This is a genomic window from Burkholderia sp. Bmkn7 (genome assembly GCF_041103175.1).
In the GTDB taxonomy this organism is placed as follows: domain Bacteria; phylum Pseudomonadota; class Gammaproteobacteria; order Burkholderiales; family Burkholderiaceae; genus Burkholderia; species Burkholderia cepacia.
The window spans coordinates 2,245,915-2,263,731 of record NZ_JBGCUH010000002.1; the positions used below are offsets into that span (position 1 = coordinate 2,245,915).

The 17,817-nt window shown below is 64.5% G+C and carries 20 protein-coding genes; 10 read left to right on the plus strand and 10 right to left on the minus strand.

The features are described from left to right. Nucleotides 1-15: 15 nt before the first annotated feature. Entirely contained in the window at nucleotides 16-516 is a 501-nt protein-coding gene (locus AB3K92_RS15920; RefSeq protein WP_060226122.1) for a nuclear transport factor 2 family protein, read from the minus strand. A 212-nt stretch (nucleotides 517-728) separates the two neighbouring features. On the opposite strand from AB3K92_RS15920, the gene AB3K92_RS15925 reads away from it, so the two are divergent. The 4 genes from AB3K92_RS15925 to AB3K92_RS15940 all read left to right on the plus strand — a co-directional run bounded on the left by AB3K92_RS15925 (nucleotide 729) and on the right by AB3K92_RS15940 (nucleotide 5,293). After that, nucleotides 729-1,241, plus strand: coding sequence for a nuclear transport factor 2 family protein (locus tag AB3K92_RS15925; protein ID WP_021162156.1), 513 nt, complete (start codon nucleotides 729-731; stop codon nucleotides 1,239-1,241). Between the two features lie 51 nt (nucleotides 1,242-1,292). Beyond that, the gene (locus tag AB3K92_RS15930) at nucleotides 1,293-2,009 is read left to right on the plus strand and encodes an EthD domain-containing protein (RefSeq protein ID WP_369465402.1); all 717 of its coding nucleotides are present in this window, start codon (nucleotides 1,293-1,295) and stop codon (nucleotides 2,007-2,009) included. Between the two features lie 495 nt (nucleotides 2,010-2,504). Next, a complete protein-coding gene (locus AB3K92_RS15935) occupies nucleotides 2,505-3,905 on the plus strand; it encodes a hypothetical protein (protein ID WP_021162158.1) in 1,401 nt (466 codons plus the stop codon). Next, nucleotides 3,902-5,293 carry a trypsin-like serine protease gene (locus tag AB3K92_RS15940; RefSeq protein ID WP_162175301.1) on the plus strand — a complete coding sequence of 464 codons (1,392 nt, stop codon included), beginning with the start codon at nucleotides 3,902-3,904 and terminating at the stop codon, nucleotides 5,291-5,293. Before AB3K92_RS15935 ends, AB3K92_RS15940 begins: the two co-directional genes overlap by 4 nt. A 90-nt stretch (nucleotides 5,294-5,383) precedes the next feature. Here the strand turns inward: AB3K92_RS15940 and AB3K92_RS15945 are convergent, their stop codons facing one another. From AB3K92_RS15945 to AB3K92_RS15960, 4 genes are all read right to left on the minus strand, one after another. Then, nucleotides 5,384-5,545, minus strand: coding sequence for a hypothetical protein (locus AB3K92_RS15945; RefSeq protein WP_369465403.1), 162 nt, complete (start codon nucleotides 5,543-5,545; stop codon nucleotides 5,384-5,386). 23 nt (nucleotides 5,546-5,568) lie between these two features. Then, nucleotides 5,569-6,348 carry an alpha/beta hydrolase gene (locus AB3K92_RS15950; protein ID WP_369465404.1) on the minus strand — a complete coding sequence of 260 codons (780 nt, stop codon included), beginning with the start codon at nucleotides 6,346-6,348 and terminating at the stop codon, nucleotides 5,569-5,571. A gap of 168 nt (nucleotides 6,349-6,516) precedes the next feature. Then, nucleotides 6,517-7,428 carry a hypothetical protein gene (locus tag AB3K92_RS15955; RefSeq protein WP_369465405.1) on the minus strand — a complete coding sequence of 304 codons (912 nt, stop codon included), beginning with the start codon at nucleotides 7,426-7,428 and terminating at the stop codon, nucleotides 6,517-6,519. Nucleotides 7,429-7,627: 199 nt separating this feature from the next. Continuing rightward, nucleotides 7,628-8,464: a TetR/AcrR family transcriptional regulator gene (locus tag AB3K92_RS15960; protein ID WP_369465406.1), complete on the minus strand. Its 837-nt coding sequence runs from the start codon at nucleotides 8,462-8,464 to the stop codon at nucleotides 7,628-7,630. Between the two features lie 579 nt (nucleotides 8,465-9,043). On the opposite strand from AB3K92_RS15960, the gene AB3K92_RS15965 reads away from it, so the two are divergent. The 6 genes from AB3K92_RS15965 (at nucleotide 9,044) to AB3K92_RS15990 (ending at nucleotide 13,987) form a co-directional block, all read left to right on the plus strand. Continuing rightward, complete coding sequence (locus AB3K92_RS15965; RefSeq protein ID WP_369465407.1) at nucleotides 9,044-9,559, plus strand: hypothetical protein; 516 nt, start codon at nucleotides 9,044-9,046, stop codon at nucleotides 9,557-9,559. An 86-nt stretch (nucleotides 9,560-9,645) separates the two neighbouring features. Next, nucleotides 9,646-11,007 carry an NAD(P)/FAD-dependent oxidoreductase gene (locus AB3K92_RS15970; protein WP_369465408.1) on the plus strand — a complete coding sequence of 454 codons (1,362 nt, stop codon included), beginning with the start codon at nucleotides 9,646-9,648 and terminating at the stop codon, nucleotides 11,005-11,007. A gap of 315 nt (nucleotides 11,008-11,322) precedes the next feature. After that, nucleotides 11,323-11,826 (plus strand): YbaK/prolyl-tRNA synthetase associated domain-containing protein, encoded by a 504-nt coding sequence (locus tag AB3K92_RS15975; RefSeq protein ID WP_021162167.1) that lies wholly within the window; start codon nucleotides 11,323-11,325, stop codon nucleotides 11,824-11,826. A 69-nt stretch (nucleotides 11,827-11,895) separates the two neighbouring features. Further along, on the plus strand, nucleotides 11,896-12,534 hold the full coding sequence (locus AB3K92_RS15980) for a transcriptional regulator (protein WP_021162168.1): 639 nt from the start codon (nucleotides 11,896-11,898) through the stop codon (nucleotides 12,532-12,534). Nucleotides 12,535-12,600: 66 nt separating this feature from the next. Further along, nucleotides 12,601-13,575 carry a threo-3-hydroxy-L-aspartate ammonia-lyase gene (locus AB3K92_RS15985; RefSeq protein WP_059484867.1) on the plus strand — a complete coding sequence of 325 codons (975 nt, stop codon included), beginning with the start codon at nucleotides 12,601-12,603 and terminating at the stop codon, nucleotides 13,573-13,575. Nucleotides 13,576-13,738: 163 nt separating this feature from the next. Continuing rightward, nucleotides 13,739-13,987, plus strand: a complete 249-nt coding sequence (locus AB3K92_RS15990) for a hypothetical protein (protein WP_059707455.1) — start codon at nucleotides 13,739-13,741, stop codon at nucleotides 13,985-13,987. A 33-nt stretch (nucleotides 13,988-14,020) separates the two neighbouring features. Here the strand turns inward: AB3K92_RS15990 and AB3K92_RS15995 are convergent, their stop codons facing one another. The 5 genes from AB3K92_RS15995 to AB3K92_RS16015 are packed head-to-tail and all read right to left on the minus strand — an operon-like array spanning nucleotide 14,021 to nucleotide 17,797. Beyond that, nucleotides 14,021-14,845 carry an SDR family NAD(P)-dependent oxidoreductase gene (locus tag AB3K92_RS15995; RefSeq protein ID WP_048025154.1) on the minus strand — a complete coding sequence of 275 codons (825 nt, stop codon included), beginning with the start codon at nucleotides 14,843-14,845 and terminating at the stop codon, nucleotides 14,021-14,023. A 5-nt stretch (nucleotides 14,846-14,850) separates the two neighbouring features. After that, nucleotides 14,851-15,726 (minus strand): SDR family NAD(P)-dependent oxidoreductase, encoded by an 876-nt coding sequence (locus AB3K92_RS16000; protein ID WP_059853973.1) that lies wholly within the window; start codon nucleotides 15,724-15,726, stop codon nucleotides 14,851-14,853. Between the two features lie 31 nt (nucleotides 15,727-15,757). Further along, nucleotides 15,758-16,750: an NADP-dependent oxidoreductase gene (locus tag AB3K92_RS16005; RefSeq protein WP_369465409.1), complete on the minus strand. Its 993-nt coding sequence runs from the start codon at nucleotides 16,748-16,750 to the stop codon at nucleotides 15,758-15,760. A gap of 44 nt (nucleotides 16,751-16,794) precedes the next feature. After that, nucleotides 16,795-17,463, minus strand: a complete 669-nt coding sequence (locus tag AB3K92_RS16010) for a Dabb family protein (RefSeq protein WP_369465410.1) — start codon at nucleotides 17,461-17,463, stop codon at nucleotides 16,795-16,797. After that, complete coding sequence (locus AB3K92_RS16015; protein WP_059492176.1) at nucleotides 17,453-17,797, minus strand: hypothetical protein; 345 nt, start codon at nucleotides 17,795-17,797, stop codon at nucleotides 17,453-17,455. Before AB3K92_RS16015 ends, AB3K92_RS16010 begins: the two co-directional genes overlap by 11 nt. Nucleotides 17,798-17,817 lie beyond the last annotated feature (20 nt).

Below are 17,817 nucleotides of genomic sequence, written 5' to 3' on the forward strand. Positions count from 1 at the left end.
TGGCGCTGGCGTGCGTCAGGCGGCCGGCGGCTGCGCACCGGCGAACAGCACGCCCGGCGCATCGCCTTCGTAACGGGCCGACAGCGTCGACGTGACGACGCAGCGCGTGCCCGCGATCTTCCATTCGCCGTCGACCTTCCGGTATTCGTCGTCGTAGTACGCGCCGAGCTGCGTGAGCGTTCGCGCGTTCGTGTCGATCATCTGGTAGTGCAGGCCCCACGTGCCGCGCGCATGCACGTCGTCGAGCACGTCGATCTCGGGATTCACGCCGTGATGCATCTCGACGATGTGCGGATGGCAGCCGAGTTGCGCGAATACGTCGACGAGCGCGTCGCGCGTGTCGAACGTGCCGATGCGGCCGTAGTCGATGTGCACGTGTCCGGGCGCGAAGCAGTCGCGCATCCCTTGCGGATCCTTGCGGTCGCAGCACGTGAAGTAGCGCGCCTTCAGCCGGCGGATCGCGTCGGCATCCTCGAGCCGGCGCACACGCGCTTCCAGCGATTCGATGAGGGTCATCCTGTCTCCTTGTTCGGTGCCGGCGCGGTTCGATGGCCGCGTCGATGCCACGTTACCGCCGCGCGATGCGTCGGCCATCACCCGTTCGGATGAAACCCGCGATTCGTCCTCGCAGCGCGGCGCGCACGCGGACGGCGCGTTCGTCCGAACAGACGATGTGATGCAGGCGGCTTCGTTCCTACCATCGAACGACACCACCACGAGACCCGGCGATGGACGACACGACCCGCACGCTCCATGAATACGAGCAGATCCGACAGTTGAAGTACCGGTATTTCCGCGCGGTCGACACGCACGACTGGGCGCTGCTCGCGGATTGCCTGACCGAAGACTGCGAGGCCCGCCTGTACGGCGGCCGCTACGTGTACGACGGCCGCGACGCGTTCGTGTCGAGCCTGCGCGAGCTGATCGGCAAGCCGACCTTCCTGACGATGCATCACGGCCATCACCCCGAGCTCACGCTGGTCTCGGCCGATCATGCATGCGGCGTGTGGTTTCTCGAGGACCACGCGATCAATCTCGAGGACAACTACCTGCTGCACGGCACTGCGTTCTACGACGACCAGTACGTGAAACGCGATGGCGCGTGGCGCATTCACGCGACGCGCCACGAACGCCTGTTCGAAACCGTCACGTCGCCGATTCCGCCGTCGTTCACGCTGACCGCGAACCGGTTCGCGCCGGACGCACACCCGTCGGCCGGATCGCCTGAAATCGCTTCCTGAACCGCGGCGGCAACGCCGCCGATCCCGTCATTACCCTCTGGAGCCGGAGCAATGGAGAAAGTCATTTACGTGTTGTGGCGCGACGCACAGGCTGCGCCCGATCAGTGGAGCCGCTCGGTGCGCGCGCCACTCGCCGACAAGCTGCTGTCGCTCGGTGCGCACGGCGTGCAGGTGAACGTCGCGGATGCGGACGTCGCGCCGGCCGCCGGCCTGAAGCAGACCAACACGCACCCGGGCATCGACGGGATCGTCGCGGTGTGGGTCGATAGCGCGAACGCGATGTTCCGCCAGCCGTTCGACGACGCGGTGCGTGCGGTCGTCCCGCACATGGCTGCGTATCTCGTCACGGAGTCGCAACCGATTCCGAATACGCGCTTTCCTGCACGGCCGGGCGAGCGCACCACGGGCTTCTCGCAGCTCGCGTTCCTGAAGCGGCCGCCGCGCCTCACGCACGAAGCATGGCTCGACGTGTGGCACGGACATCACACGCGCGTCGCGATCGATACGCAGGACAATTTCCTGTACGTGCAGAACGTCGTCGTGCGCGCGCTCACGCATGCGGCGCCCGGTTATGACGCGATCGTCGAGGAGTGCTTTCCCGCCGCGGCGATGACCGATCCGCATGCGCTTTTCGATGCGGTCGGCGATGACGATAAGTTCCAGCGCAATGTGGCCGAGATGATGGACAGCTGTGGACGCTTCATCGACTTCGACAAGATCGATGTGGTGCCGACGAGCCAGTATGTGGTGAAGGCAGTGCGGGGGTGAGTTCGGGAGGGCGTGGGGGGCGATCCATTTCGGTGAAATTCGGTGTGGTGTCCCTTTGCGGGCCGGCGGCATGCAATTGCGTGGCACCGGCCTACTTCGATCCCAAATGTCCAATGTCTATACCCGCGTTATGCGATCGCCCTGAAGCGTCAGAGATGGATACGGTTCCAATCGATACGATATCGATTACATGCCAGCCCCGTTATCCTGAACCGGGGATGATCGGCCAAGGCGCTTCGTCACCCGTGCGAATGCCCGCCGACAACGTTTCGCTTCGCGGCTTACCCTTGTTATCAGGTCGTCCTGAGAACAATCGAGACGTGCGATCCAGACAGCACGCATATCGCATCGCCATTCCTCTAGACAAAGCCTGAATCGTTTCCTATTCTCCCTCTCAACATCGGCATTTTTTGCTCGCTCCGGCCTTAACAATCAGTCAAATGTCGGACGACATTTCGTCCTGAAGAAAACCAAAAAAGAAGGGGGAAGTCAAAAATGGCGAAGAAACTTGCTGCCTGGCTCATTTTTGTTTCGAGCGTCCCCTTCGTTCTTTCGTCCTGCACTTCCGTTTATTCAGTCAAACGTCCGGACGACTCCTCACCGATTTACGGCATCCCCTATTCCCTTCCGCAGAAAATATATATCGTCTCGGCCAAGTACACGATCACTCAATGTGAATTACTGAAAAATGGGTCGCTCCATATCCAGGTAAATAAACAAATCACCATCACATCCGAGACACAGCCCGATCCCTCGGAGCGTTACTACATCCCCTATTCATCGCTCAGAAATTTCTTCAAAGATACGGATCTGACGGTAGAGAATTTCGACAATTCGACGCTGAAGTCGATAAATGCCACGATCGCGGACAAGACCGGCCCCACAATCACAGCTTTGGTTGGAACCGCACTACGGGTCGCATCGCTGGCTGGCGGTGTGACGCTGACCAACGCCGGGGCGCCCCCGACCACCCAGGACATGTGCAAGGCCGACGTGCTCAAGGCTTTGAACGCGCAAGCCAAATCGCAAGCTCAAGGCTCTGGAAAAACCAAGGGTGCCGCGAAACCCGCAACTGCCAGTGCCACCGATACTGCTTCCGCAACGCAGGCAGCCAGCGCGCAAGACAGCAATTCCCCGACGACCTTCAGCACGGTGTTCGTGTGGCGGCCTCAACTGAGCGATACGCCCGATCCTAAACATCCCGAAATTTCCGGGCACTTCTACCCCAGGCGGATCCTGGATAGATGGCTTACCCCACGGGGTTATAAGGCACTGAATAATAGAGACCAGAATGAGGACACGATCGAGATTCCGGCCGGACAGGATGACGTGATCGTCAAATCACTGCGGACCGAACTTCGCATCGACCCGGTCGTGGCGCAGAAAAAAGTGAACATCGATAGCGCGTCCACCCAAGGAATCATCCTTCGCGAGCCTGCCTACGGCCTCCTGCAAGCATGCGACGAGGCCTGCCCCAATCCCATGCCCGGTGGTTCCGAATCGTCCGGGTACAGCACCCACGGTGTATTTCACGTGAGCGAAGAAACGGTGCCTCAACTCGGCTCCTATGTGATCCTCCCGCTCCGAAACAGAATGTTCGAGACTCAAACCGCGACGATCGCACTGTCGTCGGATGGCGCCATCAACAAGCTTGGACTGAAGTCGAACGCGACCGTACCGGATGCTGCCAGCACCGCCAACACCGATCTCGATGCGCTCCAGAAGGCCCGTGATGCTCGCGCGAAAGCCCGCACGGATGCAGCCGCCGCCGAGGCGAACGCTGCGCAGGATGCGGCCAAGAAGGTCACCAATGACAACAAGGCCATCTCCGAGTGCCTGAGCGCGCAAAAGGCTGTCCGCGATGCAAACGGAACCGTCGTGGGGAAATGTCAATGATGGCGGAAAGCGCGCCGCGTCCCAGAAGATTGACAACAGCGGCAACGCTGCTCGCGGCCGTATCGCTGAACGCGCACGGTCAGGCCGCGGATGAGAATGCGCGGGTGACGCACGCCGTCATACCGCTTGTCGCAAGAGCACTCGGCAAACCTGATGCAACGGGCGCGGCACTGCCCGCATCTGCCGCACTGCCCGCTCCCGTGATGAATACGTTGACTGCGTTTCTTCGGACACGAGTCAACGTCGAACAGATCGCGAACGGCACCATACCACGCGATGTCAAGCTCGACTTCGATGATGAAGTCAAAACCCGAGCCGCACTGCTGACGTTGGCGAACGCTGCGGGTAATTGCGGCACGCTCCTGGCCTCTTCACGATCGACGTTGGCCCTTGCAGCGGCAAGCGTCGAGGTAGATCCGGATCTCAAGCGTCGCATGACGCAGCAGTACAGCATTCCGGCGCTGGCCGCCCTTCACCTCGGGGGGCCGGAGATTCAGGTGATTTGCCCGAACACCGGCAAAGACCCGAAGTACGTCCCGCCACTTGTCGGCAAACACGATATACATCCAGCCAACAGCCACGTGGCAACGCCTTACGAGTTTTCGGGCTTCGATGACGTCGTGGCGATCAGCCTGGACGGAAAATACCAATGCTCGGGAACGTTGGCGACCCGCAAATGGATCATTACCGCAGCGCATTGCGTGACGGATGAGGCCAACAATCAGAAGCTTGCGCCCGATCGCCTCCGGTTCTACAAGTACGGCGAGACCGGGAAGGACGGGTTCTCCACGACGGCGCTGGACGGTTCGACGGTCTCTATCAAGGGACGAAAGGCGCGCGGCATCACACAGATCTTCGTCAGTCCACGTTGGGCCGCCACGCCGGCGAAAGCTACACCCGATGCGGTCGCGGACCAGGCGATTCTGGCGGTCGATTATGACGGAGCGCCGACTGAACACATCGTGTCGCTGACTCGAAAGTCACCCCCGGTCAACACACCGATTTCGATCATAGGTTATGGATTCACCGGTTCGATCAACGATGTTCCCGGCGACAACCCTCAGTTGGGATGGAATTCCTTGTCGGAGTCGACACGGAATCCGGGCAGCGGCGGATGGATATATCTACAGCCAGCGGGCGTCGGCACCAATTGCATTGGAGATTCAGGAGGCGCAATATTCTCCGGGCATCTCAATGGCGCTCAGAACGAGACGCATGAACTCGTCGCCATCGTGAGCCGGATGGTCTATGCCGGTGCGTTCGACGGACCTGCGCAGCAAGGTAGCGCCGCGAATTGCGTTGGTCAGGCAAGCATCAACTCTCTCATTACGGAGGAATCGAGACAGTTTCTATGCGACGCGGCACACAATGACATTCACGGATGTTGATGCCAGTATTTCGTCGGGAAATGTTCGGAGGCACTTGCTGATATTCGCGTTGCCGCCCGGCAGCGACGAGCGAACCGGATTCGACCACGACTATCCCCGACTCGCCGTCGCCGCATGCACGAACGCCGAAATTGCCGCCACCACGCCATCCGCCAGCGGCAGATCCGGGTTCGAATAAGCGGCGAGGTTTTCCTGCAGCGCCGACGTGCGAACCGTCTTGAGCACATGATTGGCGTCGGCGATCAGCGCCATTTCGGCCCGCGGATTGGCGTGCTTCAGAAGTTCCGCGTCCTGTACGGTGACCTGGATATCCCGCGCCCCTGCACGATAAGCACGGGCTTCACGTAACCGGCCACGAGCGCTGCCGGATCGAGGGTCAACTCGCTCATCAGGAAGCGCTGGACTTGCGGCCTGAACAACGGCATGAGTGCCGGGTCGATCCTGGCCGCGTCTACCCGTTCACCTGCCTCCAGGGATTCGAGGATCGACATTGCATTGGCAAGAATCGGCGCATTTGCCGGGTTCGATTGCAGTTGTTGCCTCAACACGGGCCCTAGCGGGCGCCCTGCCTTCGATACCAGGATCAGGCCGTCGATGTCGTCCATTTGCCGGGCAGCCGACAACGCCACCCATCCGCCCTCGCTATGCCCCAACAGCCACACGCGGGAAGCTCCCGTCCGCGCGCGAATGGCGGCGAGCCACGAACGGACGTCGGCCGCGTACTCGTCGATCGTGACGTCATCGGCATCCGGTATCGCCGACGCGCTGCCGTACAGGCCGCGCTTGTCGATTCGAACCGACGCGATTCCTTCATCGCGCAATCCTTCCGCGAGCAATCGGTAGGTCGACGGCTGAATCCCGTTCGGCGCGTTACCGTTCCTGTCGGTCGGGCCCGAGCCCGGCACGATCAGCACCACCGGGGCATCGCCGGAACCCGGGGACAACAGCGTGCCTTTCAACGGGCCGGCCGGGCCCGGTGCTTCGATTTCCGTCTGCATGGTTTGTAAAGGATCTCTCGAATGAAGGGCGCAAGCCATGGTGATGCTTGTGAACATCGCCGTCGGCCCTGCCCGCACATGAATCCTCGATGTATTCCCGGGATAGCCACGACGTCCTGGCAACACGGCGATCAATTGCCAACGAAGGAAGCAGCTCGTTCAAGCCGTCGTGCCTGACCGACGCCTGTCCGATGCAATTGACCGAGGCCGCCCCGTTCTTGCCCGTCAGTCACCCGTGAACCGGCGCGGCTGATACGTATTCCCGTTCCAGGTAAAACGCGCGGACTTGCCCGCCCCGGCCTTTCCCTTGGGGCGCACAAGGAGGTCGTAGTGCCCGTTCGTCATGTGAGGACTGAACGACAGCACGTAATGCGTCTCCGTCGTATTTTCCGCATCACAGGAATCCTGCTGGGCATCGCCCGGCTTCCCGCGTTTTCCGTCATTCTTCTCCTCACATTCCGCCGCCCCGTCCTTGTCATAGGTCGACCAGTCGGTAAGCGCGGAGAAGACGGGCGTCACGCGACCATCGCGATAACGGTACAGGTTCAGTATCCCGGTCGAATCGCTATGTGCGGTCGACGTGTAGTTATTGCCAAAGAGCACGCCGAAGGCAGTTTCCTGCGCGCTGATGCGGTAGGGAATGACGTCCATGGCCAGGAATGGACTCCATAACATCGGTGACGTATCGACGCGCTCGCTCCGATCGCTCGCGAGCAGGCGGAACCCTTGCCCGTCGCGGGTCAGCACACCTGTCCACAACTCCGCGTCGACGGTCTCGGTCGGGCGCTGGACCAATGCGGCCACGACCCAAAGCGGCCCGGAAGCCGATGGACCATGCGCCCATGGTGACAGCGCGACACCCTTGACACTGTCCGCCGGGGCCGGGTCCGTGCCCATCAGGGTACGCAACGCAGCTTGTTGCTGCTCGTCGTCGGTCACGTTGCTCGACGCAAACGCGCAGTGCGCAACCAGCGCCAGGACGAGCGTCAGCACCGTCTGGATGGAAAAGCCGAGTTTCCTGCTTCCTCGGACGCGTGAGTATTGCCGCCCAAAGGATGAAGCATCTCTGCGCGCTTCCTGCATGCCGATCAACATTGCCCCTTTCTCCTCGTAAATCCTGTTTCCAGCCAGTTGCAAGCAAGTTTCGTCGCGTCAACGTCTCTGCGCCTGACTCGACGGGCTTCGACCATTCGAGCCGATGCCGGAGACGTCGAACCGCATCGCAGCGATCGGCACGAGATCGCGCCGCGCGTCGACCAGCATCGCCGTGCAGCGGTTTCCGCCGTCTGAAGTTGCCCCGATCGACGCCGACGCCGCGCCGCCGCAGCGATTCAACTCATGGCGCCTTGGCCAAAGCCAGAACGGCCATCACCGCATCGTCCTCGATTCCCTTGATATCCGACGGGAACCGGTTTCTTTGCGGTATCAACACGATGAGCCCCTCGATCTGCGCGGTAACCAGCGCGGCTCGCCTCGCGAGCGCGGCGTGTGACAGCGCCGGGTTCACGGCCTCGATGAATCCGGCGATCACGCGCCGTTGAAACCCGTATCCCTCTTCGAGCATTTTCCGCGCAAACTCCTGAGTCTGTGCCAGTGCCCAGAAGTTCACGAACAGGCTTTGCGTCCGGGGCTGCTTGCCGTCCTCGAGCAACAACCTGACCACTTTCTCCAGGCGGCCCTCGGCGGTCAGCGACGTGTCCGCGCTGACACTGTCGTACGTATTGGCGTAGGCCTCCATCGTCGCGGAAAGGATGGCCTCGAAGATGTCTTCGCGAGTGGGGAAGTAGTGTTGCAGGTTCGACAGCGCCAGGCCCGCCTTCGCCGCGACCTTCCGCATGGTCAGCCCACCATAGCCTTCGACGACGAAGATCTCGATCGCGCTGGCCATGATTTTATTCACCGTGTTCTTGCCGCGTTCGGTCAACACGCGTTCGTTATCGAGAGCCGCCCTCTTCAAGAAATCCTCCTGCTGCCCCATGAGCGAATGCCCGGCCGCATACCAACCGCACCGCCCCCGCTCGATACACCGGAAGCGGATATTTAGGTTGGCCGACCTGATTTTGTAACGCATCGATACCCGACGCCGGATCGCGCCGATCGACTCGAATTTGCCGCCGGCTTCCCGGTGCCCGCTCTGCGGCGGGGGCCGAAACGCCGAACCTGACGGCGACATTCTACGCAGGTTTGGGAATCCGGGCAGACGAGAGGGTATCCATCGGCAAGCGGGCCTGTTCCCTGTCCGATGTCCGTATCCAAGCGGAATCATTGCTCATCTTCCACTTGTCTAGCCTCTCCTGCGAAACAGCCCACTGTGGCAACGAGCGCGCTTCCTCACGTTGTTCGAGAAACTGCCGATCCACGCCCCCGGCCTCACAGCGCTGAACCGGATGGCGGCAGCCGCGATCCGCCGCCCACCTCGCGCGTTCATCGCCGATGTTGCGCAAATAGGTCATGTGACATATTATCGTCTGCACGCACCGGCGACGGCATACGTCGCAGATTGCCCGGCATCGCTTAAAACGGGCTTCAGAGAATCGCTTCCTCTCGGGAAGCCGCACGGACGTTTTCGCGTGCGGGACTGCTGGCGTGTTCAGCGATTGAGTACGTAACCCCTTTTGTCCCGGCCGTCGATGTCAGCCGGCCCTTGATTATCAGGATTACTGCATGCTTTCCAGAAGCGATCGACATGCCTGCATGGCCGGGAACCGATTTTCCCTGCCGGGCTCCGGCCATACACAAGCGGAAAATTTCGATGCCGACTGACGCCTTTATCGCCGGATTTCGTCACGAGATCCAGAACCGCGCGTTCGCCCTGCGTGCCATTGGAAGACTGGCGGGGCGCCTCGACGGCGATCCCCGCCAGCGTCTTTGGGCAGCCTATCTGAAGCTGGAAGCGTTCAATGCGCCGATTTACCGCGCTGTGGCGACCCGCTGGGGGATGGATGCTTCGCCCACGCTGGCGACTCGACTGAAGGCATGGGTAGTGAGTTCAGTCCCGACGTGTCTGCTGAAGCCTTTCCTGAAGTACGTGTACGCGGAGACTATCGCCTACTGCGAAGCGTTGCGCCGCCTTCGAGACATCGGCCCCTCCGACGCGCGCGACTTTCTCGACTACATGATCGATCAGGAGGAGTTCCAGATCGACATGATGAGGCGCTCGTTGAATGGTGACGATGCCGTGCTGGCAAGCCGCATCGATACGTTCATTCAGCAGCACAAGAGAATAGCTACGGATTCCATAATCAATAGCCGGCGTCAGCAGGCGTGAGCCTCTGTCACCCGTGAAATCGGCCGCTTCGCCCTCGCAGTCATTCATCGGGCAGCGGCCGGATCTCCCCACATGCGAGCATCGCGATGGCAGTCGATCAAACACCCCTGCTTCAGGCCAGGTCATTCTGGCAGCAAGCCTACGGAGAATATTCGCCCAATCCAGCGCTGATCGGGGATCTCAAGGTCGATGTCGCCATCATCGGCGGCGGCTTCACCGGGCTGAACACCGCGTTTCAATTCCAGCGGGACAATCCCAACGCTCGAGTCGTCGTGCTGGAGGCCGCCATCGTGGGATTCGGTGCCAGCGGCCGCAACGCCGGGTTCAGCACGAAGATGTTCGGCCTGGAGCCGGAACTGGTCCTGCTGCGCTGGGGCAAGCAAAAGATGATCGATGCTCATCGCTACCTGCAGCTCGCCGTCGCGCATACCCGGCAGCTCATCGACGAACACGGTATTCAGTCCGACTACTGCCATGGCGGCCTGGTTCGCGCGAGCTACACGAAACAGCAACTGGGCCGCATGCAGAAGACGTTCGAATTGTTCCAGAAGCTGGGCATCGACACGGACATGGCGTGGCGCAGCGCGCACCAGTTCCGGCAGGACTTCCATTCGGAACGTTTCGCGGGCGGCATCTACGAGTCGGACACCGGATACCTCAACCCCTGCAAGCAGGTCCGGTCGCTGAAGGCGCTGGCGATGTCGAGCGGGGTCTCGATCCACGAGCTGACACCCGTCACGAATCTGGAAAGAACACCGCGGTCGGTACGCATCGCGACGCCGCACGGCCGGATCGAGGCAGACAGGATCGTCGTTGCGACGAATGCCTATTCTCGCGACGTTCCCGGCCCGCCGAACCTGAAAGCGCGTCAATATCCGCTCTGGACGTATCAGGTCGTCACCGAACCCTTGAGCGCGGCTCAATGGGACAGCATCGGCTGGAAGGAGCGGCAGTCCTTCGGGGACAACCGGCAGATGCTGCACTATTTCAGGCCGACGGCCGATGGCCGCATTCTCATGGGAGGCGGCGACGCGATCAGCTACCGGACGGACGCGATGGAAGAGGTTCCCGCGCCCGCCGCCTGGCGGCATTGCGAGGCACACCTGAAATGGATCTACCCGCAGCTGCGGAATACGCGCATCGACTATCGATGGGGCGGCCCGGTTTCCGTGACGATGGACATGGTTCCGGAGATCGGTTTCATCGACGACGAACGCATCATCTACTCGGGTGGATGTTTCGGTCACGGCGTCGCCCTGACGCACCTCAACGGCCGGACGATCGCGGACATGCTGAGCGGGAAGCAAACGGCCTTGACGGACTTCTGGATCGTGAACCGCAAATCGATGTCGATGAAGAGCGACACGCTGTCGTTCCTGTTCGGCAGGGCGGCCCGTCAAGCGCTGAAGACCTGGGACCGATGGGAGGAGCGAGGATTGACGAAGTAACGGCGGAGGATCCGCGCGTTCCCGCCCTGGCCGGCGGCATGACGCTGGCGCCGGCCCCCCGTCGCGATTCCCCTCGCCCGAAATCCTCATTCTTCAACGGGCCGCGCGCCGGCAATTCCCCGGCGCTCATCAACATTGCGCAACGCAACTGTTTGTCGATCCCCTTTCCACCCGCAGCGCCCTCCACGCCCCGCCCGCACGCACCTTTGCCACGCCCATGACAAAACGTCTATAATTGGACAATCCATCGACTGGCTCGCTGCAGCATTCGCCCTGGCGCGCCTTGATTCCTCGGCCCTGCCTGCCCGGAACGACATGAGCGACTACCCCGTTTTCGACACGCTTTGCGATCTGCTGAACACGTCCGGCGCACGATTCCGCGTGCTGGAACATCCGGCCGAGGGAAAATCCGACGCGATCGCCGCACTGCGCGGCACACGCCCCGAACAGGGCGCGAAGGCGATGCTGTGCACGTTCAAGGACGGCGGCGACGCCACTGCGCTCGCGGTGATTCCCGGCCACCTGAAGATCGATTTCCGCAAAGTCGCCGATGCGGTCGGCCGTCGCAAGGCGACACTCGCATCGCCCGATCTCGCGGCCGCCGTCACGCGCTGCGTGATGGGCGCCGTGCCGCCGTTCGTGTTCGACGCCGGCGTGACGCTCGTCGTCGATCCCGCACTGGTCGAACAGAACACCGAGATTGCATTCAACGCGGGCCGCCTCGACCGCTCCGTCGTACTCGACTCGGCCGATTACGTTCGGATCGCGCAGCCGCTGCTCGCCGACATCACGCGGCCGCAAGCGGCGGACGGCGAGTAACCCGCCCGCCGCCGGTCGCCCGTTTCCTGGCACCCTCGCATCGATCCGAACACCAACCGCGAAACCACCATGACCACCACCCGGAACAAGGCGCCGTCCGAGCAGGCATCGCTGATCGAACAGGTGCAGCGCATTGCCGAAGGGCTCGGCGCGATGTTCGCGCCGTTCACCGAGGTCGTGGTTCACGACCTGCGCACGCCGAAGCACGCGATTCTCGCGATCCACAACAACCTGTCGGGACGCGCAGTCGGCGATCCCGCGACCGAGCTCGGCCTCGCCCGCATCGCGGATGACGATTTCCCGCAAGTGCTCGCGAACTACCCGAACCGCTTCGCCGACGGCCGCACCGCGAAAAGCACGTCGATCGGCATCAAGGATTCGACCGGCCGCTACGTGGCCGCGCTGTGCCTGAACGCCGACACCACGCTGTTCCGCGGCTTCCAGGGCATGCTGAACCAGTTCTGCAGCACGGACGGCGAAGCCGTCGCCGAAACGCTCGACCCGGCCGGCGCGGACGCGATCCGGCAACGCATCGACGCATTCGCGATGCGCCTCGCGACGACGCCGCGCGAACTGAAGACCGACCAGCGCCGCGAGCTGATGCAGGCGCTGAAGGCCGACGGTTTTCTCGAAGTGCGCCGCGCGATGGAAATCGTGTCGCAGCATCTCGGCGTCTCGCGCGCGACCGTCTACAACGATGCGAAATGATTCCGGATTCCGGCGCGCCGTGCGCGCGGCGTCCCTGTTGACTGACCTTTCCGACCCCAAACGACCATGAACGCTCCGACTCTCCCCACGTACGACGACGTTGCCGCCGCCGCGGCCCGGCTCGAAGGCCATGCGCACCGCACGCCGGTGATGACGTCGCGGACGATCGACGAAGCGCTCGGCGCGCAGGTGTTCTTCAAGTGCGAGAACCTGCAGCGCATGGGCGCGTTCAAGTTCCGCGGCGCGTTCAACGCGCTGTCGCGCTTCGACGCGGAGCAGCGCCGCAACGGCGTCGTCGCGTTCTCGTCCGGCAACCATGCGCAGGCGATCGCGCTGTCGGCGCGCATCCTCGGCATTCCCGCGACGATCGTGATGCCGCAGGACGCGCCGGCCGCGAAGATCGCCGCGACGCGCGGCTACGGCGGCAAGGTCGTGACCTACGACCGCTACACCGAGGATCGCGAGCAGATCGGGCGCGATCTCGCCGCGCGGCACGGGCTCACGCTGATCCCGCCCTACGACCACCCGGACGTGATCGCCGGCCAGGGCACGGCGGCCAAGGAACTGTTCGACGAAGTCGGCCCGCTCGACGCGGTATTCACGCCGCTCGGCGGCGGCGGGTTGCTGTCGGGTACCGCGCTCGCCACGCGCGCGCTGTCGCCGAACGCGACGCTGTACGGCGTCGAGCCGGAAGCCGGCAACGACGGCCAGCAATCGTTCCGCTCCGGCGCGATCGTGCATATCGACACGCCGCGCACGATCGCCGACGGTGCGCAGACGCAGCACCTCGGCAACCTGACGTTCCCGATCATCCGCCGCGACGTCGACGACATCCTCACCGCGACCGACGCGGAACTGGTCGACTGCATGCGTTTCTTCGCCACGCGTATGAAGATTGTGGTCGAGCCGACCGGCTGCCTGTCGTTCGCCGCCGTGCGACGGATGAAGGACGCGCTGCAGGGCAAGCGCGTCGGCGTGGTGATCAGCGGCGGCAACGTCGATCTCGAGAACTTCTGCACGCTGGTGTCGGCGTCGGCCTGACCATCGCGGCGCGCATGACCATTCCGTGATCCGCGCCGCATTCCGCCGCATCGCTCCTTCACGCCACGTTAAGTTTCGCGCCCTAGACTGATTACGTTGTCCCGCAGTCAGTCGCGCAATCCGTCGCGCAATCCGTCGCGCAGTCAGTCGTGAAGGAGTCACCATGAAAACGCACGCGATCGTCGCCGCCGCCCTGGCGGCCGCTTCCCTTTCGGCGTTCGCTCAACCGGGCGTCACGTCATCCGGTTTTCCCGCCACGTCGCCGCACGACGCCGTCGCGCAAGCGACGCACCGCTCGCCCGCCGCGTTGCCGCACGCCGGCTTCATCCTCGCGAAGATCGATCAGAACAATACGCCCCCCGATCGCGGCGGCGACCCGAGCGGCCGCACGCATTCCGGCATGCACATGTGACGGCCCGCGCCGGGCGCCGCTACCGCCCGGCCCTCAGAACGACGGCAACGACGGATCGCGCGCGGCCAGAATGTCGTCGGTGCGCCGCTGCAGCGCGCCGTCGATCGTCTCCGGTTGCGGAACCAGCCAGTACCGCCCGGCTCGGATGCCGTCGAACACCCGCTCGGCGAACGCGTCGGGCGTGAGCCCGTGCGCGTTCAGCATCGAGCGCATCGTGTCGACGAAGCCGCGCACTTCGGGCCGGTCGTGCACCGCGCCGAACGGGTCGTTGAAGATGCCCGATTGCACGGGGCCAGGCGCAAGCAACGACACGCCGACCGGCGCACCGAGCATCTTCAGTTCTCCGTACAGCGATTCGGTCAGCGCGACCACCGCGAATTTCGTCGCCGAATAAGGCGACATCAGCGGGCTCGGCAGGAACCCGCCCACCGACGCGGTATTCACGATGCGCGCCGGCACGTTGCGTTCGAGCATCCGCGGCACGAAGCTGCGGATCCCGTTCAGCACGCCGTGCACGTTGATCGCGAAGCTGCGCTCGAAGCGCTCCGGCGTGATTTCCCAGCTGAAGCCGGTCGCCATCACGCCCGCATTGTTGAACAGCAGGTCGACGCCGCCGAAGCGCTGCCACGCGGCTTCCGCCAGCGCATCGACGGCTTCCGGCCGGCTGACGTCGGTCGGCACGCACAGCACGTCGGTGTCGAGCGTCGCGGCGAATGCGTCGAGCTTCGCCGGGTCGAGATCGGCCAGCACGACGCGCATGCCGAGCCCGGCAGCATGGCGTGCAAGCCCGCTGCCGATGCCGCTGGCCGCGCCGGTGATCACGGCGGTGCCGCCGTCGAAGCGAATCGGGTTCGTCATGTCGATCAGAGTCCTGTGGGGTCGATGTGGGGATGCGCATACGCGGGAATCACCGGCGGCGGCAGCACCGTGCGGCCGTCGAGCGAATGCACTGCGAACTGCTGCGCGAGCGGGAAATGCAGGCTGTGCGTGACGAGGCCGGTGCGTTCACGCGCCGGCAGGCTGCACAGCGCGAGCGCGGTTTCCGCGAGATACGCGACATCCTCGGTCGGATAGCCCTCGGGGATGTAGCGCGCGGCGCCCGGCGTGCGGATCGCCGTGCTCGGCGCGACGAGATTCACCGCGATGCCGTCGGCTTCGAGTTCGGCCGCGAGCCCCTGCGTGAAGCGCGACAGCGCCGCCTTCGCCGCCGCGTAGACGGTCGCACCGCCCGCACGCGAGAAATCGTCGAAGGGGCGCAGCGGCGGCAGCGCCGTCACCGAGCCGACGTTCACGATCCAGCCGGCGCCGCGCGCACGCATCAGCGGGATCGCGGCCTGCGCCAGCGCGAACGGAATCCGCAGATAGTGTTCGATCGTCGTGTCGAACATCGTCATCGGCATCGCGTCGACGCACGCATAGTCCGCCACGCCCGCGTTGTTGACGAGGATGTCGAGGCCGCCGGCCGCCTGCGCGGCGCGCCCGACGAGCGCGTCGCGCTCGGCCGCGTTCGACAGGTCGGCCGCGAGCGCGATCGCGCGACCGCCCGCCTGCTCGATCAGTGCGACCGTTTCGGCGAGCGTGCCGGCGGTCGTGGCCGATTGCGCGAGGCTGCGCGCCGTCACGACGACGGTCGCGCCTTCGGATGCCAGGCGCTGTGCGATCGCACGGCCAATGCCGCGGCTTGCGCCGGTCACGAGCGCGCACTTGCCGGCCAGTACGCCGGTTCGAATATCGGTCATCGTTGTCTCCTGTGATGGGCGTGCGGGCCACTCAACCGGCGATATCCGCAACATGAAGCACCAGCTTCGTTTTCGCCTCGCCCGTTTGAACGAGATCGAGGGCATGGGCCGCCTGTTCGAGCGGAAATCGGTCGAAGCGCGGCACGCGCAGTGCGCGCCGCTCGAGTTGCGCCGCGATCCGGCCGAGCGTGGCGCCGCTCGGCATCCGACTGTAGGTCATCGCGGTGCGCAGGCCGCGCCGGGCGGCTTCGGCGGCCGTCGCGGCCTGCCGCTGCGCATCGCCCGGTGCGAGCGTCATGATGTTCACCAGCGTGCCGCCCGGTGCCAGCAGGTCGAGCGCGTCGGGCAGCGCGTCGCCGCCGACCGCGTCGAGCACGAGGTCGGCCCCGCCGGGCGCCCATGTGCGCAGCGCCGCCGCGACGTCCTGCGCGCGATAGTCGATGCTTGCCGCGGCGCCCAGCGATTCGACCGTCTCGCGGTTGCGCGCGGAACACGTCGCCGCGACCCGCGCGCCGGCCTGCACCGCTAGTTGAATCGCGAACGTGCCGACCGCGCCCGCGCCGCCGTGCACCAGCACGGTCTGTCCGGCCCGCAGCCCGCCGTCGTCGAACAGGCCGGCCCACGCGGCAAGCGCGGGGGTCGGCACCGTGGCGGCTTCCGCGAGGCTCACCGCGTCGGGCACGCGCACGACCGAGTCGTGGCGCACCGCCACGTATTCCGCATACGCGCCCCAGCGGCCCGCGCCGACGTCGGTTTGCGCGAACACCCGCATGCCGGGCGCGAAACCGTCGACGCCGTCGCCAACCGCTTCGACCACGCCCGCCGCGTCGAAGCCGATCACGAACGGAAACGTGTACTGCATGAATGCGCCGAGGTAGCCTTCGCGGCATTTCCAGTCGGCAGGATTGACGCCCGCAAAGGCAACGCGGATCAGCACGTCGCCGGGGCCCGGCGTCGGTGCCGGCACGTCGGCCATCCGCAACGCGTCGGAATGACCGGCGCGGTCGATCAACATGGCTCGCATCTTCGTGTCTCCAGGGGTGTTGTCAGCTTGACGGGCGCGACGCGTCACGCCGCCGTCTCGGCCAGCAGGCTCGACGCGAGCGGACAGAACGCATGCGAGATCGCATCGACGGTCCAGTCGGGGCTTTCGGCATCGAACCGGCGGTCGACCCAGCCCCAGTGATACGGATGCATCAGGTATTCGCCGAGCAGATCGCCGACGTGCGCGAATTCCTGCTGCCACACGTGTGTCCATGCGTCCGGGGTCGCGATCCGGCTCAGGCGCCAGTTGCGGATGCCGGGCATGAACGCGGGCATGCGCAGCAGTTCGCGTTCGAGCGCGGCGACCTGCTCGGCGCCGGCCTGCGGCCGCACGCGCAGCATCAGCGTGCGCCACACGCCGTCGCGCAGCGCGGGTTCGCGCAGGCCGCCGCCGATCGCGCGGCACACGGCGCCGTCGATGCGCACGATGCCCGGAAGTTGCGCGAGCGCGGCGAAATCCGCCGTGCCGTCGGCCGCGCAGTTGACCGTGCCGTTGGCGGTGCCATTGGCCGCCGAATCGTCGCGCAGCACGTCGAGCGTGTAGTCGCCGGCGCCCCAACTGCCGTCCTGGTTGCGCGCAAGCGCCACGCGTTTCGCGCCGGCCAGCGCGTGCGCGGCTTCATGCAACGCGCGTTCGATGCCACCGGCGTCGCGATCCGCCGACACGAACACCTGTGCCGTGTCATGCCGCATGATCGACCTCCGTCAGCGCGGGCAGCGGCGCATCGGCGTCCGTCATCACATGGCGGCGGCGCACGTCGCACAGCGCGTCGACCGCCATCCAGAAACTCACCACGCCGGCATCCGTCAGCGCGCGCATCCGGTAGTAGGCCGGCGCATCGGCCACGTGCCAGGTCAGCCACAGCGTGCTCGGCTGGCCGGGCACCGCGACGGGCGGCGACACCCAGTGGCCGGCCGCCGTCAGCCCGCGTGCCGCGTGGCCCGGCAGGTAGCGGTCGCGCAGCAGTGCAAGCACGTCGGGAATGCGCTCGGGCGCGAGCGTGATTTCGTCTACGATCTGGATCATTCGCGTGTCGTTCGTGGTCG

What these genes read in the sequence shown, in the direction of transcription:
- AB3K92_RS15945 (WP_369465403.1), bottom strand. Translation starts at nt 5,545, where the DNA reads ATGGCGCTGATCGCCGACGCCAATCATGTGCTCAAGACGGTTCGCACG.
- AB3K92_RS15940 (WP_162175301.1), top strand. Translation starts at nt 3,902, where the DNA reads ATGATGGCGGAAAGCGCGCCGCGTCCCAGAAGATTGACAACAGCGGCA.
- AB3K92_RS15970 (WP_369465408.1), top strand. Translation starts at nt 9,646, where the DNA reads ATGGCAGTCGATCAAACACCCCTGCTTCAGGCCAGGTCATTCTGGCAG.
- AB3K92_RS16015 (WP_059492176.1), bottom strand. Translation starts at nt 17,797, where the DNA reads ATGATCCAGATCGTAGACGAAATCACGCTCGCGCCCGAGCGCATTCCC.
- AB3K92_RS16005 (WP_369465409.1), bottom strand. Translation starts at nt 16,750, where the DNA reads ATGCGAGCCATGTTGATCGACCGCGCCGGTCATTCCGACGCGTTGCGG.
- AB3K92_RS15935 (WP_021162158.1), top strand. Translation starts at nt 2,505, where the DNA reads ATGGCGAAGAAACTTGCTGCCTGGCTCATTTTTGTTTCGAGCGTCCCC.
- AB3K92_RS15950 (WP_369465404.1), bottom strand. Translation starts at nt 6,348, where the DNA reads ATGTTCACAAGCATCACCATGGCTTGCGCCCTTCATTCGAGAGATCCT.
- AB3K92_RS15995 (WP_048025154.1), bottom strand. Translation starts at nt 14,845, where the DNA reads ATGACGAACCCGATTCGCTTCGACGGCGGCACCGCCGTGATCACCGGC.
- AB3K92_RS16000 (WP_059853973.1), bottom strand. Translation starts at nt 15,726, where the DNA reads ATGACCGATATTCGAACCGGCGTACTGGCCGGCAAGTGCGCGCTCGTG.
- AB3K92_RS15985 (WP_059484867.1), top strand. Translation starts at nt 12,601, where the DNA reads ATGAACGCTCCGACTCTCCCCACGTACGACGACGTTGCCGCCGCCGCG.
- AB3K92_RS15930 (WP_369465402.1), top strand. Translation starts at nt 1,293, where the DNA reads ATGGAGAAAGTCATTTACGTGTTGTGGCGCGACGCACAGGCTGCGCCC.
- AB3K92_RS15990 (WP_059707455.1), top strand. Translation starts at nt 13,739, where the DNA reads ATGAAAACGCACGCGATCGTCGCCGCCGCCCTGGCGGCCGCTTCCCTT.
- AB3K92_RS15920 (WP_060226122.1), bottom strand. Translation starts at nt 516, where the DNA reads ATGACCCTCATCGAATCGCTGGAAGCGCGTGTGCGCCGGCTCGAGGAT.
- AB3K92_RS15965 (WP_369465407.1), top strand. Translation starts at nt 9,044, where the DNA reads ATGCCGACTGACGCCTTTATCGCCGGATTTCGTCACGAGATCCAGAAC.
- AB3K92_RS15980 (WP_021162168.1), top strand. Translation starts at nt 11,896, where the DNA reads ATGACCACCACCCGGAACAAGGCGCCGTCCGAGCAGGCATCGCTGATC.
- AB3K92_RS15925 (WP_021162156.1), top strand. Translation starts at nt 729, where the DNA reads ATGGACGACACGACCCGCACGCTCCATGAATACGAGCAGATCCGACAG.
- AB3K92_RS16010 (WP_369465410.1), bottom strand. Translation starts at nt 17,463, where the DNA reads ATGCGGCATGACACGGCACAGGTGTTCGTGTCGGCGGATCGCGACGCC.
- AB3K92_RS15975 (WP_021162167.1), top strand. Translation starts at nt 11,323, where the DNA reads ATGAGCGACTACCCCGTTTTCGACACGCTTTGCGATCTGCTGAACACG.
- AB3K92_RS15960 (WP_369465406.1), bottom strand. Translation starts at nt 8,464, where the DNA reads ATGTCGCCGTCAGGTTCGGCGTTTCGGCCCCCGCCGCAGAGCGGGCAC.